This window comes from Leucobacter sp., from assembly GCF_053528595.1.
In genome coordinates this window covers 65,479-89,618 of the sequence record NZ_JAIVPF010000026.1, presented here as the reverse complement: position 1 = coordinate 89,618, position 24,140 = coordinate 65,479, and the positions used below count along the sequence as shown (strand labels likewise).

Annotated in this window: 20 protein-coding genes; 17 read left to right on the top strand and 3 right to left on the bottom strand. The window is 71.4% G+C overall.

Annotated features, from left to right (window positions below; all coding sequences use genetic code 11):
• The coding region (locus ACWKZU_RS06115; RefSeq protein ID WP_449281511.1) for an AMP-dependent synthetase/ligase at positions 1-1,513 on the bottom strand (1,513 nt) is incomplete at its 3' end.
• 139 nt (positions 1,514-1,652) lie between these two features.
• Here ACWKZU_RS06115 and ACWKZU_RS06110 point away from each other — a divergent pair.
• Both ACWKZU_RS06110 and ACWKZU_RS06105 read left to right on the top strand, forming a co-directional pair.
• Positions 1,653-2,324: a lysophospholipid acyltransferase family protein gene (locus tag ACWKZU_RS06110; protein WP_449281510.1), complete on the top strand. Its 672-nt coding sequence runs from the start codon at positions 1,653-1,655 to the stop codon at positions 2,322-2,324.
• 102 nt (positions 2,325-2,426) lie between these two features.
• Complete coding sequence (locus ACWKZU_RS06105) at positions 2,427-3,797, top strand: class II 3-deoxy-7-phosphoheptulonate synthase (protein WP_449281509.1); 1,371 nt, start codon at positions 2,427-2,429, stop codon at positions 3,795-3,797.
• 21 nt (positions 3,798-3,818) lie between these two features.
• On the opposite strand, the gene pknB is transcribed toward ACWKZU_RS06105, so the two are convergent.
• Positions 3,819-5,957: a Stk1 family PASTA domain-containing Ser/Thr kinase gene (gene pknB, locus ACWKZU_RS06100; protein ID WP_449281508.1), complete on the bottom strand. Its 2,139-nt coding sequence runs from the start codon at positions 5,955-5,957 to the stop codon at positions 3,819-3,821.
• A gap of 94 nt (positions 5,958-6,051) precedes the next feature.
• Between pknB and ACWKZU_RS06095 the strand changes: the two genes are divergently transcribed.
• Positions 6,052-6,399, top strand: coding sequence for an Rv2175c family DNA-binding protein (locus ACWKZU_RS06095; RefSeq protein WP_449281507.1), 348 nt, complete (start codon positions 6,052-6,054; stop codon positions 6,397-6,399).
• 3 nt (positions 6,400-6,402) lie between these two features.
• On the opposite strand, the gene ACWKZU_RS06090 is transcribed toward ACWKZU_RS06095, so the two are convergent.
• Entirely contained in the window at positions 6,403-7,503 is a 1,101-nt protein-coding gene (locus ACWKZU_RS06090) for a polyprenyl synthetase family protein (protein WP_449281506.1), read from the bottom strand.
• 95 nt (positions 7,504-7,598) lie between these two features.
• Here ACWKZU_RS06090 and ACWKZU_RS06085 point away from each other — a divergent pair, with 95 nt between their 5' ends.
• From ACWKZU_RS06085 to ftsZ, 14 genes are all read left to right on the top strand, one after another.
• Positions 7,599-7,985, top strand: a complete 387-nt coding sequence (locus ACWKZU_RS06085) for a DUF3040 domain-containing protein (protein ID WP_449281505.1) — start codon at positions 7,599-7,601, stop codon at positions 7,983-7,985.
• A gap of 599 nt (positions 7,986-8,584) precedes the next feature.
• Positions 8,585-9,016 (top strand): division/cell wall cluster transcriptional repressor MraZ, encoded by a 432-nt coding sequence (gene mraZ / locus ACWKZU_RS06080; protein WP_449281504.1) that lies wholly within the window; start codon positions 8,585-8,587, stop codon positions 9,014-9,016.
• Positions 9,017-9,028: 12 nt separating this feature from the next.
• The gene (gene rsmH, locus ACWKZU_RS06075) at positions 9,029-10,015 is read left to right on the top strand and encodes a 16S rRNA (cytosine(1402)-N(4))-methyltransferase RsmH (protein WP_449281503.1); all 987 of its coding nucleotides are present in this window, start codon (positions 9,029-9,031) and stop codon (positions 10,013-10,015) included.
• Positions 10,012-10,626, top strand: a complete 615-nt coding sequence (locus ACWKZU_RS06070) for a hypothetical protein (RefSeq protein WP_449281502.1) — start codon at positions 10,012-10,014, stop codon at positions 10,624-10,626. Before rsmH ends, ACWKZU_RS06070 begins: the two co-directional genes overlap by 4 nt.
• Positions 10,627-10,681: 55 nt before the next feature.
• Entirely contained in the window at positions 10,682-12,481 is a 1,800-nt protein-coding gene (locus ACWKZU_RS06065; protein WP_449281501.1) for a peptidoglycan D,D-transpeptidase FtsI family protein, read from the top strand.
• 26 nt (positions 12,482-12,507) lie between these two features.
• Positions 12,508-14,073, top strand: a complete 1,566-nt coding sequence (locus ACWKZU_RS06060) for a Mur ligase family protein (protein WP_449281500.1) — start codon at positions 12,508-12,510, stop codon at positions 14,071-14,073.
• A complete protein-coding gene (locus ACWKZU_RS06055; RefSeq protein WP_449281499.1) occupies positions 14,070-15,479 on the top strand; it encodes a UDP-N-acetylmuramoyl-tripeptide--D-alanyl-D-alanine ligase in 1,410 nt (469 codons plus the stop codon). The genes ACWKZU_RS06060 and ACWKZU_RS06055 overlap by 4 nt, the downstream gene beginning before the upstream one ends.
• A complete protein-coding gene (gene mraY, locus ACWKZU_RS06050) occupies positions 15,476-16,558 on the top strand; it encodes a phospho-N-acetylmuramoyl-pentapeptide-transferase (protein WP_449281498.1) in 1,083 nt (360 codons plus the stop codon). Before ACWKZU_RS06055 ends, mraY begins: the two co-directional genes overlap by 4 nt.
• Positions 16,540-17,640, top strand: coding sequence for a Mur ligase family protein (locus ACWKZU_RS06045; RefSeq protein WP_449281497.1), 1,101 nt, complete (start codon positions 16,540-16,542; stop codon positions 17,638-17,640). The genes mraY and ACWKZU_RS06045 overlap by 19 nt, the downstream gene beginning before the upstream one ends.
• Positions 17,637-18,875 carry a putative lipid II flippase FtsW gene (ftsW, locus tag ACWKZU_RS06040; RefSeq protein ID WP_449281496.1) on the top strand — a complete coding sequence of 413 codons (1,239 nt, stop codon included), beginning with the start codon at positions 17,637-17,639 and terminating at the stop codon, positions 18,873-18,875. Before ACWKZU_RS06045 ends, ftsW begins: the two co-directional genes overlap by 4 nt.
• Entirely contained in the window at positions 18,872-19,945 is a 1,074-nt protein-coding gene (locus tag ACWKZU_RS06035; RefSeq protein WP_449281495.1) for a UDP-N-acetylglucosamine--N-acetylmuramyl-(pentapeptide) pyrophosphoryl-undecaprenol N-acetylglucosamine transferase, read from the top strand. Before ftsW ends, ACWKZU_RS06035 begins: the two co-directional genes overlap by 4 nt.
• Before the next feature lie 68 nt (positions 19,946-20,013).
• Complete coding sequence (gene murC, locus ACWKZU_RS06030) at positions 20,014-21,450, top strand: UDP-N-acetylmuramate--L-alanine ligase (RefSeq protein WP_449281494.1); 1,437 nt, start codon at positions 20,014-20,016, stop codon at positions 21,448-21,450.
• Positions 21,451-21,460: 10 nt separating this feature from the next.
• A complete protein-coding gene (locus ACWKZU_RS06025) occupies positions 21,461-22,702 on the top strand; it encodes an FtsQ-type POTRA domain-containing protein (protein ID WP_449281493.1) in 1,242 nt (413 codons plus the stop codon).
• A gap of 203 nt (positions 22,703-22,905) precedes the next feature.
• Complete coding sequence (gene ftsZ, locus ACWKZU_RS06020) at positions 22,906-24,138, top strand: cell division protein FtsZ (protein ID WP_449281492.1); 1,233 nt, start codon at positions 22,906-22,908, stop codon at positions 24,136-24,138.
• Positions 24,139-24,140: the final 2 nt, after the last annotated feature.

Sequence of the window (24,140 nt, the reverse complement as noted above, 5' to 3'; positions counted from 1 at the left end):
TGACGAGCGCGGAGATGAAGGGCTTCTGATCGCCGACCACCACGACCTGTCCGATGATGGTGTTGGAGCGGATCGGATCCTCGAGGGCGGCCGGTGCGACGTTCTTGCCGCCGGCGGTGACGATGATCTCCTTCTTGCGCCCCGTGATCGAGAGGTAGCCGTCGTCGTCGAGGGAGCCCAGATCGCCGGTGCGGAAGAAGCCGTCGTCGGTGAACACGGCCTTCGTGGCCTCCGGGTTGTTCCAGTACTCCTTGAAGACGTCGATGCCCTTGACCTCGATCTCGCCGTCCTCCGCGATGCGGACGGTGTGGCCGGGCAGGGCCGGGCCGACGGTGCCGATCTTGAACTTGTCCGGCAGATTGACGGTGACCGGTGCGGTGGTCTCGGTGAGACCATAACCCTCGAGGATCTTCACGCCGAGGCTGCGGTAGAAGTGGCCGAGGTAGTGGCTGAGCGGCGCCGACCCCGACACCGCGAAGCGCACGTTGCCGCCGAGACGCTCGCGCAGCTTCGAGTAGACGAGCTTGTCGAAGATCTTGAACTTGAGGCCGAGCATGAACGGCACCCTGCCTGCGTCGAGGGCCTCCGAGTGCTCGACGGCCACCTTGGCGGCGGCGCGGAAGATCTTGCCCTTGCCCTCGGCCTCCGTCTTCTGCTCGGCGGAGTTGTAGACCTTCTCGAAGACGCGCGGCACGGCCAGCAGGAAGGTCGGCTTGAAGGAGCCGAGCGCCGGCAGCAGCTGCGTGGTGTCGGCCTGGTGGCCCACGCGCACGCCCGCGTGCACGGCGAGCACGGAGATGAAGCGCGCGAAGACGTGGGCGAGGGTGACGAACAGCAGCGTCGAGGAGCCGGGCTGCTGCACGACCTCGGAGAGCGCCGCCGCGGCGTTGCGCGAGAGATCCACGAAGTTCGAGTGCGTGAGCACGCAGCCCTTGGGGCGGCCGGTGGACCCGGAGGTGTAGATGAGGGTGGCGATGTCGCTGCCGACCGCGAGCGACCTGCGGCGCTCGATCTCCTCGTCGGGGATGTCCGCCCCGCCCGCGTGCAGCGCGTCGAGCGCCCCCTGATCGAGGCGCCAGTCGAGGGTCACGCCGGTGGCCTCGGCGCGGATCTCCGCGAAGCGCTCGGCGTGCTCGGCCGTCTCGGTGATGACGCCCCGCGCGCCGGAGTCCTCGAGGATCCAGTGGATCTGCAGGGGGGAGGAGGTCTCGTAGACGGGAACCATGACGGCGCCGGCGTAGTGGAGGGCGAAGTCGACGAGCGACCACTCGTAGCTCGTCTTGCAGATGAACGCGATCCGGTCGCCCGGCTCGACGCCGGCGGCCGCGAAGCCCTTCGCGAGCGCGACGACCTGCCCGCGGAACTCCGCCGCGCTGATGTCGCGCCAGCCCTCGCCCTGGGGGACCGCGAAGAGCGCGCGGTCGGGCGTCGCGGCGACGCGCTGCTCCAGCAGATCGGTGATGTTGTCCTCCGGAACGGAGGGGATCAGGATCGGGGTCTCAGACTGTTTCACGGCAGCTCCTTCGATACCTCGTCAAGGGGGACACGGCGGCACTTCCGCAGCGCCGCGATCATGCCATCAGCCTATACGCATACCGGCGACGCGCTCCGGCTCGGCTATTCTGTTCTGAGACGAGAGGAAACCGCCGGCCGTGCTCTACTGGATTTTTAAACACCTGATCATCGGGCCGTTTTTGAAAACGATCTATCGCCCGTGGGTGGAGGGTGCCGAGAATATTCCCGCGTCGGGTCCGGTAATTATTGTGGGAAACCACCTGTCGGTGATCGATTCCTTCTTCATGCCGCTGATGATCGATCGGCGCGTGTACTTCCTCGCCAAGAGCGACTACTTCACGGGGCGCGGCCTGAACGGCTGGCTGGTGAAGAACTTCATGCTGGCGGTCGGGCAGCTGCCGATCGACCGCTCGGGGGGCAAGGCCTCGGAGGCCTCGCTCAACACCGGCCTGAGCGTGCTGGACCGGGGCGACGTGCTGGGGATCTACCCCGAGGGCACGCGCAGCCCCGACGCCCGGCTCTACCGCGGACGCACCGGCGTGGCGCGGTTGGTGCTCGAGTCGGGCGCGACGGTCGTGCCCATCGTGATGATCGACACCGAGAAGGCCATGCCCATCGGCGTGAAGATCCCGAAGATCCGCCGCATCGGCACGGTGATCGGCAGACCCCTCGATTTCAGCCGCTTCCAGGGCATGAGCGCCGATCGTTTCGTGCTGCGCAGCGTGACGGACGAGATCATGCTCGAGATCCAGAAGCTGAGCGGTCAGCAGTACGTCGACGTGTACGCCTCCAGCGTACGCAACCGCTAGGGTGCTCGATCGGCGGTCGCGGGCTAGTAGGCTGAAGGGGTTGCGGTCTCGGACCGCGGCATTCGCGTACCCGCATTTCACACGAAGGATCCGGAAGAGCTGATGACGATCCAGACCACCGACACTGCTGCATCTCGAGCGTTCACCGAGCTCGATGCGTATCGCGAGCGCGATGCGAAGCAGCAGCCGAGCTGGCCGGATCGCGCCGCGGTCGCCGCCGCGTCGGCGGAGCTCGCCGCCCAGCCGCCCCTGGTCTTCGCGGGAGAGGCCGACCAGCTGCGCGAGCGGCTCGCGGCAGCCGCTCGTGGTGAGGCCTTCCTGCTGCAGGGGGGCGACTGCGCCGAGACCTTCGCGGCCGCGACGGCGGACAAGATCCGCGACCGGGTGAAGACCCTGCTGCAGATGGCGGTCGTGCTCACCTACGGCGCATCGATGCCGGTCATCAAGGTGGGTCGCATGGCGGGCCAGTTCGCCAAGCCGCGCTCGAGCGATAGCGAGACGCGCGAGGGCGTGACCCTGCCGGCGTACCGCGGCGACCTGGTCAACGGCTACGACTTCACCACGGAGTCCCGCACGGCGAACCCGCAGCGCCTCGTGCAGGGCTACCACGTGTCGGCCTCGACGCTCAATCTGATCCGGGCCTTCACGCAGGGCGGCTTCGCCGATCTGCGGCAGGTGCACGAGTGGAACAAGGGCTTCGTCTCGAATCCGGCGAACCAGCGCTACGAATCGCTGGCCGCCGAGATCGATCGCGCGCTGAAGTTCATGGAGGCCTGCGGCGTCGAGAGCACCGCGCTCACGCAGACGGAGTTCTACGTGAGCCACGAGGCGCTGCTGCTCGACTACGAGCGCCCCCTCACCCGCGTGGACTCGCGAACGGGCGAGCTCTACGACACCTCCGGGCACATGCTCTGGATCGGCGAGCGCACCCGCGAGCTCGACGGTGCGCACGTCGAGTTCCTCTCGCACGTGCGCAATCCGATCGGGGTCAAGCTGGGGCCGACCGCGACGGTCGACGACGCGATGCGCCTCATCGACAAGCTCGACCCCGAGCGCGAGCCGGGTCGCCTGACCTTCATCACGCGCATGGGCGCCGGCAAGATCCGCGACGTGCTCCCGGGGCTGCTCGCGGGCGTGCGCGACGCGGGCGCGACGCCGCTCTGGATCACGGACCCGATGCACGGCAACGGCATCACCACGGCGACCGGGTACAAGACGCGCCGCTTCGACGACGTCATGGACGAGCTGCTCGGCTTCTTCGAGGCGCACCGCGAGGTGGGCACGTTCCCCGGCGGCATCCACGTCGAGCTCACCGGAGACGACGTCACGGAGTGCCTCGGCGGTTCGGAGAACATCGACGAGGCCGCGCTCGAGACCCGCTACGAGTCGCTCTGCGACCCGCGCCTCAACCACATGCAGTCGCTGGAGCTCGCGTTCCTCGTGGCCGAGGAGCTCAAGCGCCTCGGTCGCTGACGCGCCGCGGGCGGGTACCGGCTAGCCGAAGAGCGAACCGGTGATGTAGATCTCGGTGCCCGCCCGCACCCGCGTGCCCGCGGCCGGGTCGGTACCGGTGGCGGTCGCGGCGTCGAGGAGCGATCCCGTGAAGATCGGGTTCGTGCGCGCGGTGAACCCCGCGGCCTCGATCGTCGCGATCGCCTCCCGGAGGGGGAGGTCGGCCACGTCGGGGATCTCGAAGAGCTCGGGGCCGAGCGAGACCTGCAGCCCGACGGCGTCGCCCGGGCGCACCGGGTCGGTCGCGGGCACGACGGCGATGACGCGTCCCTCGGGGATCTCGTCGTGGTGCGCCTCCTGGCGCAGCTCGGGATCCACCGACAGCTCGGCATCGGCGAGGAGCTCGCCCGCCTCCTTCTCGCCGAGACCCGCGACGTCGGGCAGGGCGCCGACGGAGACGTCGAGCCCGACGGCGTCGCCCGGACGCACCGGGCCGTCCTCCGTGAGGAGCGCGATGACGTGCCCGCGGTCGACGTCGCTCTGGAACGACTTGCGGCTCAGAGCGGCCTCGACGGTCAGCTCGCTCGCCTCGAGCTCGCTCTTCGCGGCCTGCTCGGAGAGGCCGGCGACCGGGGGCAGCGGACCGGCGGAGACCACCAGGTCCACGGGGGCCTGCTCGGGATAGGTCTCGCCGAGCGGCTCGCCGTCGGTGCCGAGCGCCGCGAGCACCACGTCGCGGGTCTCCTCGCCGAAGCGCCGGTCGATCTCGCCGACGCGGAACCCCGCCTCCTCGACGACCGCCTCGGCCTCGGGGAGCGGGAGCCCGGCGATGGTGGGCACGGCCAGCATCTCCGGGCCGGTGGAGCGGCAGAGCCGCACCGAGCTGCCCCGATCGAGCCGCGTGCCCGCCTCCGGCTCGGTACGGGCGGCCTTGCCCGCCGGCACCTCGACGCTCGAGCACTCGAACACGTCGAAGGTCAGCGAGTGCTGATCGAGCATCGCCTGGGCGGCTTCCATCTCCGAGCCGGCGACATCGGGAACGGCCACCTGCGATCCCGGTCCCTGCCCGAACCACCAGCCCGCGCCGCCCGCGAGGACGACGAGCAGCGCGAGGATCGCGGCGACGATCCGGCCGCGTCTGCTGCGCGTCTGCTCGGAGATCGCGGCGCTCTCGATCGGCGAGGCCGGCGGCTGGGGCTGCGCCGCGGTGTCGGCCGCGGCGTCGGGGAGGGGCGCCCCCGCCGCGAGCGCCCGCTGCTGCACCTCGTCGAGGACGGTGGTCGAGGGGGTCGGGATCTCCCCGTTCAGCTCGGGCAGGACTCGCGTGGCGGTCGCCGGTGCGAGGCCGTGGCGCAGCGGGCGCAGGAACTCCAGCGCCTCGCCGGCGTCGAGCGGTCGCAGCTCGGGATCGCGCTGCGTGGTCCAGCGCACCAGCTCGTCGAGTTCGGGGCTCGCCTCGGCGCTCTTGAGCGAGGGGAGCGGCACCTCGGAGTGCGCGTGCTGGTAGGCGATCTGCATCGGCTGCTCGCCCGTGAACGGCTGGGTGCCCGTGAGCATCTCGTAGAGCATGATGCCGAAGGCGTAGAGGTCGCTCCGCGCATCGGCGATCCCGCGCGTGACGAGTTCGGGAGAGAGATAGGCGATCGTGCCGAGCAGGGCCTGGCCGGTCGTCGTGTTCGCGCTGACGGCGCGCGCCAGGCCGAAATCGCCGAGCTTGATGCGTCCGTCGTCGGCCAGCAGCACGTTCTCGGGTTTGAGGTCGCGGTGCACGATGCCGGCGCGGTGCGCGGCGGCGAGACCCGCGAGCACGGCCTCGCCGATTTCGAGCGTCTGCTCCGCGGTGAGGCGCTGCTGCTGCTTCAGCAGCTCGCGCAGGGTGATGCTGGGCAGGTACTCCATGACCAGGTAGGTGCGTCCGGCGTCGTGGCCCTGGTCGAAGACGTTCACCAGATTGGGGTGGGAGAGCCGGGCGGCGCTGCGGGCCTCCTGCTCGAACCGACGGGTGAAGTTCTCGTCCTCCGCGAGGTGCTCGTGCATCACCTTCACGGCGACGCGGCGTTCGAGCCGCAGGTCGTTGGCCAGGTACACCATCGCCATGCCCCCGCGTGCGATGCGCGAGCGGATCGCGTATCGCCCGTCGAGCGTTTGCCCGATCATCGGGTCGGCAGGCGCAGAAGTCACGACGAGAGTCTACGGAAGTTCAGGTGCGATTCGCCCGACCCGCGCCGAACTGTCGCGGATTGCGATCGTTGCACGACGCTGGCAGAGTTGAAGCGTGCCAGAGAACATTGCACCCGATACGACCTTCCTCACGATTCCCGAGCTCGTCGAGCGCTTCGATCTCGCGCCGGGCAAGATCCACCGGCTCATCGAGGACCATCAGCTCGCAGCGGTGCGCATCGACGGCGTGCTGCAGGTGCCGGCCGAGTTCGTGGTGGACGACCACCCGCTGCCTCCGCTGCGCGGCACGCTGCTCGTGCTGCTCGACGCGGGATTCGCGGACGAGGAGGCCGTGGCCTGGCTGCTCGCGCACAACGACGAGCTGGGGGAGCGCCCGGTCGAGGCACTGCGGGCCGGCCGCAAGAGCGCGGTGCGGCGCGCCACCCAGGCGCTCGCCTTCTGACGATCAGGAGGTGCGGCGAGCCGCGCGCTCGGCGAGCCTGTGGAGCATCTCCGCCGCGTCGGGCCGGATCGGCGCGCTCCGCAGCGCCTCGGTCGCCCGGTCGACGTTGCGGGTGATCATCTCCTCGACCCGCTCCACCGCACCGCTCTCGCGGATCGTGCGCTGCAGGATCGCCACCTGCTCGCGATCGAGCTCGCTGCCCAGGAGATCGTCGAAGATGCGCCGCTGGGTGGGCGGGAGGTCCTCCCGCGCGAGGGTGACGAGCACCGTGCGCTTGCCCTCGGCCAGATCGTCGCCGATGGGCTTGCCGGTGAGCTCCTCGTCGCCGAAGACGCCGAGGAGGTCGTCGCGCAGCTGGAATGCGACCCCGACCGGGAGGCCGAAGTCCGCGAGGCACCGCTCCTGCTCCTCGTCGGCCCCCGCGAGGGCGGCGCCGATGAGGAGCGGCGCCTCGACGCTGTACTTCGCGGACTTGTAGACGAGCACGCGAGTCGATCGCTCGAGCTGCTCGGCGTGCTCGGCGAAGACCGCTTGCTGCTCCTCGAGCACGTCGAGGTACTGCCCCAGCGCGACCTCGCTGCGCATGCGGTTGAAGTGCCCGCGGGTGCGCAGCGATGCCTCGCGATCGGGCACGGCGTCGCAGGCCGCCTGCAGCAGCTCGTCGGCCCAGGACTGCAGCAGGTCGCCGAGCAGGATGGCGCCGGCGAGGCCGAAGTGCTCGGGATCCCCGCGCCAGCCGAGCCGCTGATGCATCGCCGCGAAGGACCGGTGCACGGCCGGGCGGCCCCGCCTGGTGGCGGAGCGGTCGATCACGTCGTCGTGGATGAGGGCCGCCGCGTGGAAGAGCTCGAGCGCGCACGCCGCGTCGAGCACCGCGCCCAGCTCGCCGTCGACCTCGGAGGAGGTGTCGAGCGGTCGTGTGGCGCGGTATCCCAGCGCCGCGAACTGCGCGCGGAAGCGCTTGCCGCCCGAGAGGAAGCCGAGCGCCTCGTCGAGCAGGGGCTCCGCGTCGGGTCCGAGCGGTTCGAGGGCCCGGCGATGACGGGCCAGCGTGTCGCCGATCCGCTCCTGAATAAGCCCTGCGAGTCGCGTCGTTTCTTGCACGCAACTAGCCTAGTCGTGGGGCGGAGAAGTAGACTGTAATCAGCGAAGGCCGTACGAGTTTTCGAAAAAAGTGAAGCAACTCCAGGAGGGTCGTCATGGCGCTGTCAGAACGCGAGCAGCGGCTGCTTGACGAGATGGAACGAGGCTTCTACCAGAGCGAAGCCGACGTGATGCAGACGGTTCCGGTGAGCCGCCGCCGGGTCAACTACCGGTCGCTGGTGCTCGGCATCATCGTGGTGCTGGTGGGAGTGGGCGTGCTCGTCGGAGGTGTTGCGGCGCAGCAGCTCTGGCTGGGGCTCATCGGCTTCGCCGTCATGCTCGGCGGCGTGATGCTGATGTTCTGGCGAGGGCCGGAGCCCAGCATCGAATCGGAGCTCTCCGGAGGGGCGAAGAACGGCGATGCCCAGGGCGCCGCCGGCCGCGAATCGCTCAGCGAGCGCATGGAGCGCCGCTGGGACGAGCGCATGGGCGGCGAACGCTAGCGCAGGGCTTCTGCAGACGGGTTTCCAGAACGAGGGGCCGCGGGTGACCGCGGTCCCTTTTTTCGTGCCCGGGATGCCCGCCCCGTGACGCTTTCCCCCCATCTGCCCCGTGATGCCTCCCCCACCCGACCTGTGGTGCGTCCCCCCGTCCCCGACTCGCGATGCACCCCATCCGACCCCGTGCTGCGTTCCCTCGCCGGGCGCGTCAGTAGTTCCTGCCATTCCTCCGGTTTGGTGACATCTCCTGACGCGCGAGCAGGGCGACGCGTCTTGAGGGAGCGCGGCTGCGACTCGGATCCCGCCGTCTCGGCGGCGATCGCGGCCGACGGGTGTCTCCGCGCTGCCGATGCGTGATCCCTCCACTTCGCTCCACTTCAGTCTGCCGACGGTGCGTGCAGCGCGTGATTCCGCGGTTCTGCAGGGCACTTCTCCGGGGGAAACGCGCGGGGCGCGGCGGGGCGCTCGTTTCTTCAGGTGCGACTACTTCCGCGGAATCACGCGGATCTGGCATTGGTGGGGGAGAAAGTGGAGCGGAAAAAGAGGCAAGTGGAGGAAAGTGGAGTAGTGTGGTGTTCCACAGTCGAGGGAGGGAGGTATCCGTGTTTCTCGGAACCTTCACGCCCAGACTCGACGAGAAGGGCCGGGTGATCCTTCCGGCCAAGTTCCGAGACGAACTCTCCGACGGCCTCGTCATCACCCGGGGGCAGGAGCGCTGCCTGTACGTGTTCAGCGAGCGGGAGTTCGCGGAGATGCACGATCGCATCCGCCAGGCCCCGGTCACCTCGAAGCAGGCGCGGGACTACCTGCGCGTGTTCCTGTCCGGCGCGCACCCCGAGGCCCCGGACAAGCAGAGCCGGATCACGATCCCGCAGAGCCTGCGCGAGTACGCGGGCCTCGACCGCGAGCTCGCCGTGATCGGCGCCGGCTCGCGCGCCGAGATCTGGGACGCCGAGGCCTGGCAGCGCTACCTGGCCGAGCAGGAGTCGGCCTTCTCCGGCATCGAGGAGGAGGTGATCCCGGGCATGTTCTAGCCCGGAACGACGATGACCCAGCACGAATCACGAGACCCGAGCGCGCTGCACACCCCGGTGCTGCTCGAGCGCTGCCTCGAACTGCTCGCCCCGGCGATCGAACGCCGCGCGGCCGAAGGGCGCAGCCCCGTGGTGGTCGACGCCACGCTCGGCATGGGCGGTCACAGCGAGGCGCTGCTCGACGCGCACCCGGGCCTGACGCTGATCGGTCTCGACCGCGACACCGAGGCCCTCGCCCTCGCCGGTCGCCGGCTCGAGCGCTTCGGCGACCGCGCGGTGCCCGTGCACGCCGTCTACGACGAGATCGAGCGCGCGGTGCGCGGCGCCGGCCTCGAGCGCATCGACGGCGTGCTCTTCGACCTCGGGGTCTCCTCGCTGCAGCTCGACGAGGCCGAGCGCGGCTTCGCCTACGCACAGGACGCCCCGCTCGACATGCGCATGGATCAGAGTCGCGGCGAGACCGCGGCCGAGGTGCTCGCGACCGCCCCCGAGGGTCGGTTGCGCGCCATCTTCGAGCGCTACGGCGAGGAGCCGCTCGCCGCCCGGTACGCCCGCGCGATCGTGGCGGCCCGCGCGGAGGCGCCCATCGAGCGCAGCGCACGACTGGTCGAGGTGCTGCAGCAGGCGACGCCGGCGGCGGTGCGCGATCAGCGGCATCCCGCGAAGCGGGTGTTCCAGGCGCTCCGCATCGAGGTCAACGGCGAGCTGTCGGTGCTCGAACGGGCGATCCCGGCGGCGCTCGCGCTGCTGCGCACGGGCGGCCGGGCCGTGGTGATGTCCTACCAGTCGCTCGAGGATCGCCTGGTGAAGCGCGAGCTCGCGAAGCGCAGCCGGTCGACGGCGCCGCCCGGACTGCCGGTGGAGCTGCCCGAGCACCGCCCCGAGTTCCGCCTGCTCACCCGCGGTGCGGAGCTCGCCGACGACGACGAACGGTCCCGCAACCCGCGGGCCATCCCGGTGCGCCTGCGCGCCGCCGAGCGAGTGAGGGACGTGCGATGAGCAACACGGTTCCGATCGACATCGAGCGCGACGCGCTGCTCGGCCTCGGCGCGACGGCGCCGAAGCTCCCGGCCCCGGACCATCCGGACCGGCCCGAGCGCCACCTGCGGCTCGCCCCGCCGGCGCCCCGCGCTGCGCGGCGGCCCGGCGGCAGCCCGCTCCTCGGTGCGCTCGTCGCCGTCGGGGTCGTGCTCGCGATCCTCGCGACCCAGCTCGGCCTGAGCATCGCGGTGTCGCAGGGGGCGTACGAGACGCGCGCCCTCGAGATCGAGCAGCGGGATCTCGCGCGCGTGGAGCGCGTCCTGGCGCAGAACGTCGACCGGCTGGCCTCCCCGCAGAACCTCGCGGAGAACGCGGCGACGCTGGGCATGGTGCAGAACGCCCGCCCGGCCACCCTGCGCCTGAGCGACGGCGCGATCCTCGGCTCCCTCGAGTCACCGACCTCCGAGGTGCGGGGCAACCTGATCCCGAACTCGACGCTCGAGTCGATGCCGGTGGTTGACGCGGCCGGCCTGCTCGTATCTCGGAATCAGCTGAAAGCCTCGAGTGACGCCCCGGTCGAGGCGCCGGTACGGTGGAAGGGCAAGCTGCCCGCCCCGGACACCCACTGAGCGGCCCGGACACGGGCGGCACCCACACGAGGCGACGGACGAGAAGGGAGACGGGATGCCAAGACTGCGCGGCTCCTCGCTGCGTCGGGCGGTGGCGCTCGTCATCGTGATCGCGGCCGCGATGGTGTTCCTCGTACGCCTCGTCGACGTGCAGGTGGTCTCGGCCGCGGCGCTGAGCGAGGAGGCGAAGGGCAAGCGGGCGGTCCCCGTGCCCATCGAGAGCGTGCGCGGCGATATCGTCGACCGCAACGGCAACGTGCTCGCGACGACCGACGAGCGCTACGACGTGCAGCTCTCCCCGAAGAACACGCGGCTCAACCAGGGCCGGTTCTGGCGGACCGATCCCGAACGCGGCGGCGCCGCCACCGTCGAGGTCACCGCCGAGCAGGCCTTCGCGGAGATCGGGGAGGTCACCGGCCAGAGCGCCGAGGACATCCAGAAGATCGTCGACGACGCGCTCGCGAAGGATCCGAAGTCGGACTTCGCCTACGTGAAGCGGGGGATCGACCTCTCCCAGCTGAACGCGCTCAAGAAGCTCGGCATCGGCTGGCTCACCTTCACGCCGCAGCACCAGCGCACCTATCCCAACGGCGCCGTCGCGGGCAACCTCGTCGGCTTCGCCGGGCAGGACGAGGAGCCGCAGTCGGGCGTCGAGCTGTCCCAGAACGAGTGCCTCACGGGCACCGACGGCTCCGAGGTGTACGAGCGGGGAGCGGACGGCGTGGCGCTGCCCGGCAGCCTGGTGGTCGAGAAGAAGGCCGTCGACGGCGGCACCGTGCAGCTCACCATCGACCGCGATCTGCAGTGGGAGGCGCAGCAGGCGATCAACCAGCAGGTGCAGCAGGTCTCGGCGGAGTGGGGCTACCTCGTGATCATGGACGCGCGCACGGGCGAGCTCGTGGCCGTGGCCGAGGACGGCTCGGTCGATCCCAACGACGTCGACGGCTCCGATCCCGCGAAGCGCGAGGCGCGCTCCTTCACCTCGCCCTACGAGCCCGGGTCGACCTTCAAGACGATCACCGCCGCGGCCCTCATCGATCAGGGCGCGGCGACCCCGCTCACCCAGAACCTCACACCCGACTACCTCGAACCCGAGCCGAACGTGCGGTTCGGCGACTCGTTCTCGCACCCGCCCACCCAGTGGACCCTGACCGGCATCCTCACCCAGTCGTCGAACGTCGGCACCTCCATGCTGGGCAGCGCGCTGAGCGAGCAGGTGCGCTACGACTACCTGCAGCGCTTCGGCATCGGCACCTCGACGCAGGCGGGCATGCCCCTCGAGGACTCGGGCATGCTCATCCCCGTCGACCAGTGGGACCGCCAGACCTCCTACAACACGATGTTCGGGCAGGGCGTGTCCTCGACCATCGTGCAGACCGCGGGAGCCTACCAGGCCATCGCGAACGGGGGAGAGCGCGTGCCGCCGACCCTGGTGAGCAGCTGCACCGGCGCCGACGGCGACGAGCACCGGCCCGACCACGGCGACCCGGTGCAGGCCGTCACCCCCGAGACCGCCGACCAGGTGATGCAGATGCTCGAGACGGTCGCCAACGAGGCGTGGTTCAAGGACATCATCGCGATCCCGGGCTACCGCCTCGCGGGCAAGACCGGTACGGCGGAGCAGGTCGATCCCGCGACCGGGCTCTACCGCAGCGACTTCGTCAACTCCTTCGCGGGCGTCTTCCCCGCCGACGACCCCCGGTACGTCGCGGTAGCATCGATTGCGTTCGCCAAGTCGGGGGATGGAGCGACGGCCGCGCTGACCGCTTTCCACGAAGCCGCCGAGGCGACCATCCGAACCTTCCAGATCCCGCCGTCCTCGGGGCAGTACGAGCCCCTGCCGACGGAGTACTGAACCCGAGGCCCAGGAGGCACCCGCACGTGAGTACCGGAGACGCGCTGAGCATTCGGCCGCAGCATCCCCGACCCCTTCCGCTCGTCCGGCTGGCCGAGCGCTACGGGCTGGAGGCCGCGGCTGGCGAGCTCGGCGACGCGGCCGCGAGCGGCGTCACGCTCGACTCCCGCGACGTGCGGCCCGGCGACCTCTACGTCGGCATGCCCGGCGCGCGTCGTCACGGCGCCGAGTTCGCCGATCAGGCCGAGCGGAGCGGAGCCTCGGCGCTGCTCACCGACGCCGCCGGCCTCGAGATCGCCCGTGAGCGGGGGATCGGGATCCCGGTGCTCGTCTCGGCGGGACACCCGCGCGAGCTGCTGGGCGAGGTCGCGGCGGCGGTCTACGGCACGGCCGATCTCCCCGCCAAGGTCTTCGGGATCACCGGGACCAACGGGAAGACGAGTGTGGTCTACCTGCTGGCCGAGCTGCTGCGCGCCGCCGGCATCACCACGGGACTCAGCTCGACCGCCGAGCGGCGGATCGGCGACGAGGTGATCGTGTCCAACCTCACGAGCCCCGAGGCCTCCGAGCTGCACGGCCTGCTGGCCCGCATGCGCGAGCGCGGCGTCGAGGGGATCGCGCTCGAGGTCTCCGCGCACGCGGTCGAGCGGCATCGCATCGACGGCGTGCGCTTCGACGTGGTCGCGTTCAACAACTTCTCGCAGGACCACCTCGACGACTTCGGCGACATGGAGAGCTACTTCGCGGCGAAACTGGCGCTCTTCGCGCCGGAGCACGCCGAGCGGGGCGTCGTGGTGGTCGACTCGCCCTACGGGCAGCGGATCGCACGGGAGTCGAGGATTCCCGTGACACGGCTCGCGACCGAGTACGGGCAGGCCGCCGACTGGCACCTCGCGATCACCCGGCAGACCATCGACGGCGTGTCCTTCGTGCTGCAGGGGCCGGAGGGCGCCCGCTTCCGCGGCAGCGTGCCGCTGTTCGGGCGCTTCATGGCGGAGAACGCCGCGCTCGCACTGATCATGCTGCACGAGGCGGGGATCCCGATCTCCCGGGTGGAGGCGGGCCTCGAGAACGGTCGCATCCCCGTGTACATCCCCGGCCGCCTGGAGTGCATGAACCCCGGTCTGCCGCTCGACGCCGGCCCGCGCTTCTTCGTCGACTACGGCCACACGCCCGGGGCCTTCCAGGCCATGCTCGACGCCCTGGGGGAGGTCGCGCCCGGCCGCGTCATCTTCCTGTTCGGGGCCGACGGCGACCGCGACACCACCAAGCGCGAGGAGATGGGGCGGATCGCCGGGGCCGGATCCGACACGGTCATCGTCTGCGACTACCACCCGCGCTCGGAGCCGCCCGAGGCGATCCGCGCGCAGCTGATCGCCGGTGCGCGCTCCGCGAAACGCGCCGCGGTGATCGAGGAGGGCGACCCCCGCGCGGCCGTGCGCCTCGCCGTTTCGATCGCCGAGCCGGGTGACGTTATCCTGTATGCCGGTCCCGGACACGAGGACTATCAGGAAGTCGCCGGGCAGATCCTCCCCTACTCGGCGCGTGACGAGGTACGCGGAGCGCTCCGCGAGGCAGGATTGCTTCCGTGATCGAAATGACGCTGGCGGAGATCGCCGCCGCCGTGGACGGCCGGCTGGTGCTCGGCGCGAGCGATGCCGGCCCCGAGGCCGTCGTCGCCGGCGAGTCCCAGACCGATTCGCGCGAGGTGCGGCCCGGCCAGGTCTTCTTCGCCCGCCGCGGCGAGGAGACCGACGGGCACCTCTTCGCGGCGAAGGCCGTCGACGCGGGGGCGGCGCTCGTCGTCGCCGAGCGAGAGGTCGACGACCGCGCGCCCCAGATCGTGGTCGAGGAGACGACGGAGGCGCTCGGCGCGCTCGCCACCGAGGTCGTGCGCCGCGTGCGCGAGCGGGGCGGGCTCACGATCGTGGGCATCACCGGCTCCAACGGCAAGACCACCACGAAGAACCTGGTCGCGTCCATGGCCGAGCGGCTGGGGCCGACGGTGGCCTCCGCCAAGTCCTTCAACAACGAGGTGGGCGGTCCGCTCACGATGCTGCGCGTGGAGCCGGACACCCGCACCCTCGTCGCCGAGATGGGCGCGAGCGCCAAGGGCGAGATCGAGCGGCTGACGCGCATGGCGCCGCCGCACATCGGCGTGGTGCTCTCGGTCGGACTCGCCCACGCCGGCGAGTTCGGCGGCATCGAGACCACCTTCCGCACGAAGAGCGAGATGGTGCGGGACCTGCCGGAGGACGCGGTCGCGGTGCTCAACCGCGACGACCCCCGCGTGGCGCAGATGGCCGGGCTGACTTCGGCGCGCGTGCGCTGGTTCGGCCTGCATCCGGAGGCCGAGGTGCGCGCGAGCGACGTCGACTCGGACGCCGGGGGCACGCGGTTCACCCTGCACGCGGGCGGCGAGGCGCTGCCCGTGCGCTTCCGAGTGCTCGGCGAGCACCACGTCGCGAACGCGCTGGCGGCCGCGGCGGTCGGCATCGAGCTGGGGCTGCCGCTCGGCGACGTGGTCGAGGTGCTCGAGGCCGCGACGCTCGCGGCGCCCGGCCGCATGCAGGTGCTCGGCGGCCGCGACGGCGTCACCGTCGTGAACGACGCCTACAACGCGAGCCCCGATTCCATGAGCGCGGCGCTGCGCACCCTCGCGCAGATCCGGCGCCCCGAGGGGCGCTCCGTCGCGGTGCTGGGCGCCATGAGCGAGCTCGGCGAGTACTCCATCGAGGAGCACATCCGCGTGGGCCTGCAGGCGGTGCGGCTGCGCATCTCCGAGCTCGTGGTCGTCGGCAAGGAGGCGCGCCACCTCCACATCAGCGCCATCAACGAGGGCTCCTGGGACGGCGAGAGCGTCTACTTCGAAACGCAGGACGAGGCGTACGACTACCTGCTGCGCACCCTGCAGCCCCATGACACGGTGCTCGTGAAGTCGTCGAACGCCGCCGGACTGCAACGGCTCGGCGACCGCCTGGGGGAGGCCTTCGCATGATCGCGCTGCTCATCGCCGGCGGCTTCTCGCTGCTCTACTCGCTGCTGCTGTCGCCGCTCTTCGTGCGCGGATTCAACCGTCTGCGCTGGGGCCAGCCGATCCGCGTCGACGGCCCGAAGGAGCACGAGGTGAAGCGGGGCACGCCCACCATGGGCGGCCTCATCTTCCTCTCCGGATCGGTCATCGCCTATTTCGTGGGCAAACTGGTGATGGGCGAGACGCCCACTCCCTCCGCGCTGCTCGTCATCCTCATGGCGGTGGGCGCCGGACTCGTCGGCTTCATCGACGACTTCATGAAGGCCCGCATGCAGCACTCGGCGGGTCTGAGCGGCTGGGCGAAGATCGCGGGCCAGATCGCCATCGCGGTCGCGTTCGCGCTGCTCGGCCTGCAGTTCGTGAACGACGCGGGCGTCGCCCCGGTCTCGACGCGCATCTCGCTCTTCCGCGACCTGCCCTTCGACTTCATGGTGCTCGGCGCGGTCGCCGGCATCGTGCTCTTCACCATCTGGATCATGGTGATCGTCACCGCAACGACCAATGCGGTCAACGTGACCGACGGCCTCGACGGCCTCGCCGCCGGCGCGGCGATCTTCGCGTTCGGCGCGTACCTCATCATCGGCTTCTGGCAGGGCGCGCAGAACTGCGTGCTCCAGGTGGAGCCCGGATGCTACGACGTGCGCGACCCGATGGACCTCGCGGTCATCTCGACGGCGTTCCTCGGGGGGCTCGTGGGCTTCCTCTGGTGGAACACCAACCCGGCGAAGGTCTTCATGGGCGACACCGGCTCGATGGCGATCGGCGGCGCGATCGCCGCGCTCGCGATCCTCACCCGCACCGAGCTGCTGCTCGTGCTCATCGGCGGGCTCTTCATCATCGAGACCGGCTCCGTGATCCTGCAGCGCCTGTACTTCAAGGTGACGAAGGGCAAGCGCATCTTCCTGATGAGCCCGATCCACCACCACTTCGAGCTCAAGGGCTGGGCGGAGGTGACCGTGGTGGTGCGGTTCTGGATCATCGCCGGCCTGTTCGCGGTGACGGGCGTCGGGGCCTTCTACGGCGAATGGCTGCTGCAGCAGTGAGCGGGAGCGGCATGGAGACGAACGAGACCGGCGCCGGAGGGCGCGCCCGCGTGGCCGGCCTCGCGAGCTGGCACGACGACTGGTCGGGCCTGCGCGTCGCGGTGCTCGGGCTCGGGGCGATCGGCTTCTCGGTCGCCGACACGCTCGTCGAGCTGGGCGCCCGGGTGCGCGTGATCCACGCGGATCCGGACCCCGATCGGGAGCGGCTGCTCGACGTCATCGGCGGCGAGCGGTTCCGCGCCGAGAGCCACCCGGAGCAGCTCGGCGACCTCGCGGCCTTCGGCCCCGATCTCGTCGTGGCGTCCCCCCGGTTCGACGTCGACCACCCGCTCATCGCGTGGGCCGCCGCGCGGGGCATCCCCGTCTGGGGCGACATCGAGCTCGGCTGGCGTCTGCGCGACAAGACGGATCGGATCGCCGACTGGATCTGCATCGCGGGCACCCGCGGCAAGACGACGACGGCGCGGCTCACCGCGCACATGCTCGCGGCCTCCGGCCTGCGCGTCGCCCCCGCCGGCGACGCCGAGACGCCCGTCCTCGACGCGCTGCGCGATCCGCAGGGATACGACGCGATCGTGCTGGAGCTCTCCGCGCCGCAGCTCGCGCGGCTCGGCGAGATCTCTCCGTACGCGAGCGTCTGCCTCAACTTCGACGAGGAGCGCGACGACAGCGGGGATCCCGACGGCGCGGGCGCCGGGTGGGCGGCGATGGCGCGCGTGTACGAGCACACGCAGGTGGCCTGCGTCTACAACCGGGCCGACCCCGAGACCGAGCGCATGGTCGAGGAGGCCGACGTGGTCGAGGGCGCGCGCGCCATCAGCTTCGGCCTCGACTCGCCGCCGCCGAGCGGCTTCGGCGTGGTCGAGGAGATCCTCGTCGACCGCGGCTTCCACGCGGAGCGGCGGAGCGAGGCGTACGAGCTGGTGACCCTCGACGAGCTCGCCGAGCTCCGGCTCGCCACCCCGCAGCTCGTGCAGGACCTGCTCGCCGCCAGCGCCCTCGCGCGGGCCCGCGGCGCCGAGCCGGCCGAGATCGCGCAGGCGATCCTGGACTATCATCGCGCTGCGCGCGAGCGGGAGTGATCGGCGTGGCTGAGGGATCCGCCGAAGCGACGGGGCGAGCTCCTGGCCAGGCCCGGATCAGCCTCGGCTCAGTGCTGCGCACCGGCACGGATCGCACGGTGGTGGCGCTCTACGCCATCACGCTGCTGCTCGTCGGCTTCGGCCTGATCATGGTGCTCTCGTCGTCGTCGATCACCTCGTACCTGGCCGACCAGGGCTTCTTCGGCGGCTTCTGGCGCCAGGCCACGTTCGCGCTCGTCGGGCTTCCGCTCATGCTCCTCGCCGCGGCGATGCCGGTCGACTTCTGGAAGCGATGGGCCTGGGGGCTGCTCGCGCTCGGCCTCGCCCTGCAGATGCTGGTGTTCACACCCCTCGGCATCGAGGTCTACGGCAACCGCAACTGGATCCAGATCGGCGGCTTCAGCGCCCAGCCCTCGGAGGCGCTCAAGCTCGCCTTCGTCGTGTGGGTGGGGGCCGTGCTGCTGCGGAAGGAGCCGCTGCTCGGTCAGATGCGCCACGAGCTCATCCCCGTGGTGATCCCCGGCGCGCTCATCGCGCTGGGGTCGGTGCTGCTGGGTCACGATCTCGGCACCGTGCTCATCATGGCGGTGATGATGCTCGGGGCGATGTACTTCGGCGGCATCAGCTGGAAGACCCTGGGGGTCACGGTGTTCGCCGGTGTGCTCGCGGTCGTGCTCTTCGTCGTGACGAGTGAGAACCGCATGCGGCGCCTGCTCAGCCACTCCGGCGGCACGGACGACTACAGCGGCATCGACTGGCAGGCCACGCACGGCCGGTGGGCGCTCGCGAACGGGGGCATCCTCGGCGTGGGGCTCGGCAACTCGAAGGCCAAGTGGTCGTGGCTGCCCGCCGCCGACAACGACTACATCTTCGCCATCATCGGCGAGGAGCTGGGCATGATCGGCGCGCTGCTCGTGATCGCGCTGTTCGTCGCGCTCACCTGCATCATGCTGCGCATCATCTCGCGGGCCCGCGACCGCTTCGGGCGCGCCGTCGTCGGCGGCATCCTGGTGTGGATCGTCGGGCAGGCCTTCGTGAACATCGGCGTCGTGATCGGCGTGTTCCCGGTGCTCGGCGTGCCGCTCCCGCTGGTGAGCTCCGGCGGCACGGCGCTCATCGCGTGTCTCGCCGCCATCGGCGTGGTGATCTCGATCGCGCGGGACGGCGCCCGTTACCAGGAGGAGCTCGCGGCGGCGCCGCGCACGGCGCGCGGGCCCGGAAGGACTCATCGATGACCAGTTATCTGCTCGCCGGCGGCGGGACCGCCGGCCACGTGAATCCGCTGCTCGCGCTCGCGGACCTGATCCGGGCCGAGGAGCCGGACGCGCGGATCGTCGTGCTCGGCACCCGCGAGGGGCTCGAGGCCCGCCTGGTGCCCGAGCGGGGCTACGAGCTCGTGCACATCGAGCGGCTGCCCTTCCCGCGTCGGCCGAACCTCGCAGCCCTCCGGTTCCCCTCCCGCTTCGCGCGCGCCGTGCGGCAGGTCCGCGGGCTCATCCGCGAGCGCGGCGTCGACGCGGTGGTCGGCTTCGGCGGCTACGCCTCCGCGCCGGCCTACCGCGCGGGCGCCCGGGAGGGCGTGCCGGTCGTGATCCACGAGGCCAACGCGAAGCCGGGCATGGCGAACCGGCTGGGCGCGCGCAGCACCCCCTACGTCGGCGTGACCTTCGCCGGCACGCCGATCCGGAACGCCCGGCTCACCGGCATGCCCCTGCGGCCCGAGATCACGGGTCTCGACCGCGCGGCGCTGCGCGCGACGGCGCGCGAGCACTTCGGGCTCGACCCGGAGCGCCGCACGCTGCTCGTCACCGGCGGTTCGCTCGGCGCCCGCGCGATCAACCGGGGGCTCTCCGGTGCGGCGGAGGCGATCACTGCGGCCGGGATCCAGGTGCTGCACATCTGGGGCGGGCTCACCGAGCTCGAGGACCCGGATGTGCCCGGGTACGAGGTGATCCCGTACTGCGACCGCATGGATCTCGCCCTCGCGGCCTGCGACCTCGCGGTGTCGCGGGCGGGATCGACGACCGTGAGCGAGCTCGCGGGGCTCGGGATCCCCGCCGTGTTCGCACCCTACAGCCACGGCAACGGCGAGCAGCGCTTCAACGCCGCCGGGGTCGTCTCGGCGGGCGGCGCGCTGCTCGTGGAGGACGCGGAGCTCACCCCGGAGTGGGTGCGCGACACCCTGATCCCGCTCGTGAACGACGACGAGCGGCTCGCCGGCATGGCCGAGCGCGCCCGGGCGGCCGGATCCCTCGACGGCACCGAGCGGCTGCTCGCGCTGGTGCGCGAGGCGCTCGCGGGCTGAGGCGGGGCTCCCGGTGGACGCCCGGGGCGGGAGCGGTACCCTGGAGTGTTGATTCGCGAGGAGGACACATGATCTACCCCGATCTCGAGATGGAGATCCCCGACGACCTGGGACGGGTGCACTTCGTGGGTATCGGCGGATCGGGTATGAGCGGGATCGCGCGCATGATGCACCAGGCGGGTGTGCCGGTCACCGGATCCGATCGCAGCGCGAACTACTCGACGGCGGCGCTCGAGGAGATCGGGATCCCGGTCGCCATCGGTCACGACGCGGCGAACGTGGGGGAGGCCGACACGCTCGTGGTGACCGGCGCCCTGTGGCAGGACAACCCCGAGTACCAGGCGGCACTGGCGAAGGGGCTGCCGGTGCTGCACCGCTCGCAGGGGCTCGCCTGGCTCGCGCGCGGCAGGCGCGTCGTCTCGGTGGCCGGGGCTCACGGCAAGACGACGTCGACCGGCATGATCGTCACCGGGCTGCTCGGGCTCGGCGCCGATCCCTCGTTCGTGAACGGCGGCATCATCGAGTCGCTCGGCGTGAGCTCGGGCCCGGGCGACGACGACCTCTTCGTGATCGAGGCCGACGAGAGCGACAAGTCCTTCCTGCTCTACGACACGGCGGTCGCGCTCATCACCAACGTCGACCCCGAGCACCTCGACTTCTACGGCTCGCGCGAGGCGTTCATGCAGGCCTTCGTCGACTTCGCGCGCGGGGCCCGCGAGCAGATCGTGATCTCCGCCGACGACCCCGGCGCGCTCGAGGTGCTCGACGCGCTCCGGGCGTCCGGGGGATCCGCGCCGATCCGCACCTTCGGCGAGTCCGCCGACGCCGATGTGCGCATCGTGTCCATCGACGACTCGGGGCCGGTGCGCTTCGCGGTGGAGCTCACCGGCCGGGACGGCGCCCCCGAACGGCACGAGGTCCAGCTCGCGGTCTACGGCCGCCACAACGCGGTGAACGCGGTCGGCGCGCTCGCGGTGCTCACGGGACTCGGCTTCGCGGCGGGTCCCGCGCTCGCCGCCGTCGCGGAGTTCGCGGGCACCAAGCGCCGCTTCGAGTTCCACGCAGAGGTGGGCGGAGTGCGCGTCTACGACGACTACGCGCACCACCACACCGAGGTCGCGGCGCTGCTCGACTCGGCGCGCGCCGTGGTGGGCGACGGCCGGCTCATCGCGATCCATCAGCCGCACCTCTACAGCCGTACGCGCCTCTTCCACCGCGAGTTCGCCGAGGTGCTCGAGGCGGGGGCCGATCACACGGTGGTGCTGGCGGTCGACGGCGCGCGCGAGGATCCGGTCGAGGGCGTCACGGGCGCGCTCGTCGCCGACGACTTCGCGGATCAGGACCGCGTCGCCTACGTGCCCGAGTGGCAGGACGCGGCCGATTACCTGGCGAGGATCGCTCGCCCCGGCGACGTGATGGTCACGATGAGCTGCGGCACGGTCTACCGGATCATCCCGCAGGTCGTCGAGGCTCTGCGCGAGCGCTTCGAGCCCGAGGCCGGCTGAGCTCCGCGACATGAAGCGACCGAGCGGTTTCGACCGGACGCCCGAGCCGGAGCGTCCGGCGTTCGGCGCGCCCGCCGAGGAGCCGCTCGCCGAGCCGGAGCCGGGAGCCCCGGCCCGCCCGGAGGCCGGTGCCGACCGGGGGAGACGGACCTTCGCAGACGCGCTGCGCGCCCGCCTCGGCGCTCCCGCGGGTCCCGGCGCGGATGCGGATCCCGTGCCGGATCGGGATTCCGGGCCGGAGCCGGAACCCGCGTCCGAGTCGGGGCCCGCACCCGTCGCGGGCTCCGGGCCCGTCTCGAGTCCCGGGTCCGCCGGGGAGCCGGGTGCCGACGCGCGGGCCGCGGACCGCTCGGCCGACGCGGCCCCGACCGTGGACCTCAGCGAGGTGCGCGAGGCGCGCTCCTCAGCGGTCGCCGAGTCCGATCCCGAGTCCCGGGGATCGCTGCTGGCGAGACTGCGGGCGGGACGCGACGCCGACCCGGTGCGGGCCGCCGAGCGGCGCGTGCGCGAGGCGGGCCGGCTGAGGCGCGCGCGGATCCGCAGCGAACGCCGCCGCTTCGCCGCCGATGCGCGCCGTCGCCGTCGGAACGCCCTGATCGCGGGCGCCGCCGTGGCCGGGCTGGCGCTCTTCGTGCTGGTGGGGGCGTTCACCCCGCTGATGGCGGTGCGCGAGGTGCAGGTCGTGGGTGCGAGCACCGTCAACCAGGGCGACGTGGAGCAGGCGCTCGCGAGGTTCGACGGCAGGCCGCTGGCGCTGGTCGACGATGCCGACGTGCACCGCGCGCTCGAGCCGTTCCCGCTGATCCAGCGCTACGCGGTGGAGCGTGTGCCGCCCCACACGCTCGTCGTCCGCATCGAGGAGCGGATCCCGGTCGTCTCGGTGCAGGAGGGGGACGAGGGGTACGCCTTCTACGACGCGGCGGGGGTGCTGCTGGGCAGTGGAGAGGCCCCGCCCGCGGGGGTCCCGGCCGCGAGCGGATCGGTCGCCGACCTGTCCTCCGCCGCGTTCCAGTCGGCGGCCCGCACGCTGCGCGACATGCCGGCCGAGCTGCGGGAGCAGATCGTCGGGGTGGCGGCCTCGAGCGCGCAGGACGTCACGTTCACCCTGGCGAGCGGGGTACGGGTGCTCTGGGGCGACGCGGAGCGCATCCCGTCCAAGGCCGCGGTGCTGCAGACCATGCTGACCGCGCTGGGCGATCGCCCCCTGGACCTCATCGACGTCTCCTCGCCCGACGCGCCGGTCTTCCGCTGACGGCGGCCGTCCCCTCGGCGCGGATGCCCGCGCGGACCGCCGGAGCGCCGGCGTCCGCACGCATCCGCGTTCTGCCGACGAATCGCGGCGTGTCTGCGGCGCGAGCCGGGTGCGGACCCTTAGCGTGGTGCGCAGGAAATGTATACGGCAATACTAACTTTTAACTTCAGCTAGAGGTTGAAGGTTAGGGGCGGAGGATCCAGGTGTCAGGGAACCAGAACTACCTCGCGGTGATCAAGGTCGTCGGCGTGGGCGGCGGCGGGGTCAACGCCGTCAACCGCATGATCGAGCTCGGCCTGCGCGGCGTCGAGTTCATCGCGGTCAACACCGACGCCCAGGCGCTGCTGCTGAGCGACGCCGACGTGAAGCTCGACATCGGTCGTGAGCTCACCCGCGGACTCGGCGCCGGCGCGGACCCCGAGGTGGGCCGCCGGGCCGCCGAGGACCACGCCGAGGAGATCGAGGAGGCCCTCGCCGGGGCCGACATGGTGTTCGTCACCGCGGGCGAGGGAGGCGGCACCGGCACCGGTGCGGCGCCGGTCGTCGCACGGATCGCCAAGTCCATCGGCGCGCTCACCATCGGCGTCGTGACCCGGCCCTTCAGCTTCGAGGGCAAGCGCCGCGCCGCGCAGGCCGATGTCGGCGTGCACACGCTGCGCGAGGCCGTCGACACCCTGATCGTCGTGCCCAACGACCGTCTGCTCGACATCAGCGAGCCGGGGATCAGCATGATCGAGGCCTTCGCCGCCGCCGACCAGGTGCTGCTCGCCGGCGTCTCCGGGATCACCGACCTCATCACCACCCCCGGTCTCATCAACCTCGACTTCGCCGACGTGAAATCGGTGATGCAGGGCGCCGGCGCCGCGCTCATGGGCATCGGATCCGCCCGCGGAGCCGATCGCGCCATCAAGGCGGCCGAGCTGGCCGTGGCCTCGCCGCTGCTCGAGGCCTCCGTCGAGGGCGCCCACGGCGTGCTGCTCTCCATCCAGGGCTCGTCCAACCTCGCCCTCAGCGAGATCTACGAGGCGTCGACCCTCGTCCAGGACGTGGTGCACCCCGAGGCCAACATCATCTTCGGCACCGTCATCGACGACACGCTCGGCGACGAGGTGCGCGTGACCGTGATCGCCGCGGGCTTCGACACCGAGCCCTCGCCGCAGGTCACCGCCCCCGAGCGCGGTCGCCGCGGCAGCCACGTCGAGAGCCTGGAGGAGGTGGCCGCGGTACCCGCCGGTCGCGCCGCCTCGACGGGCGAGGCCACCGGTCTCGGCTTCCCCGGTTTCAACGCTTCGCTCGAACGCGACGCCGACGTCAAGAACCCGGCCACGGGGCAGTTCGGCGAGGTGCTGAACCCGCCGGTCGAGGCGCAGCTCTCCGACCCGGCCTTCGACGGCGATGACGACGACGACCTCGACATCCCCGAGTTCTTGAAGTAGGC

What these genes read in the sequence shown, in the direction of transcription:
- ACWKZU_RS06105 (WP_449281509.1), top strand. Translation starts at nt 2,427, where the DNA reads ATGACGATCCAGACCACCGACACTGCTGCATCTCGAGCGTTCACCGAG.
- mraY (WP_449281498.1), top strand. Translation starts at nt 15,476, where the DNA reads ATGATCGCGCTGCTCATCGCCGGCGGCTTCTCGCTGCTCTACTCGCTG.
- ACWKZU_RS06065 (WP_449281501.1), top strand. Translation starts at nt 10,682, where the DNA reads ATGCCAAGACTGCGCGGCTCCTCGCTGCGTCGGGCGGTGGCGCTCGTC.
- ACWKZU_RS06085 (WP_449281505.1), top strand. Translation starts at nt 7,599, where the DNA reads ATGGCGCTGTCAGAACGCGAGCAGCGGCTGCTTGACGAGATGGAACGA.
- ACWKZU_RS06045 (WP_449281497.1), top strand. Translation starts at nt 16,540, where the DNA reads ATGGCTGCTGCAGCAGTGAGCGGGAGCGGCATGGAGACGAACGAGACC.
- ACWKZU_RS06025 (WP_449281493.1), top strand. Translation starts at nt 21,461, where the DNA reads ATGAAGCGACCGAGCGGTTTCGACCGGACGCCCGAGCCGGAGCGTCCG.
- ACWKZU_RS06035 (WP_449281495.1), top strand. Translation starts at nt 18,872, where the DNA reads ATGACCAGTTATCTGCTCGCCGGCGGCGGGACCGCCGGCCACGTGAAT.
- murC (WP_449281494.1), top strand. Translation starts at nt 20,014, where the DNA reads ATGATCTACCCCGATCTCGAGATGGAGATCCCCGACGACCTGGGACGG.
- ACWKZU_RS06070 (WP_449281502.1), top strand. Translation starts at nt 10,012, where the DNA reads ATGAGCAACACGGTTCCGATCGACATCGAGCGCGACGCGCTGCTCGGC.
- rsmH (WP_449281503.1), top strand. Translation starts at nt 9,029, where the DNA reads ATGACCCAGCACGAATCACGAGACCCGAGCGCGCTGCACACCCCGGTG.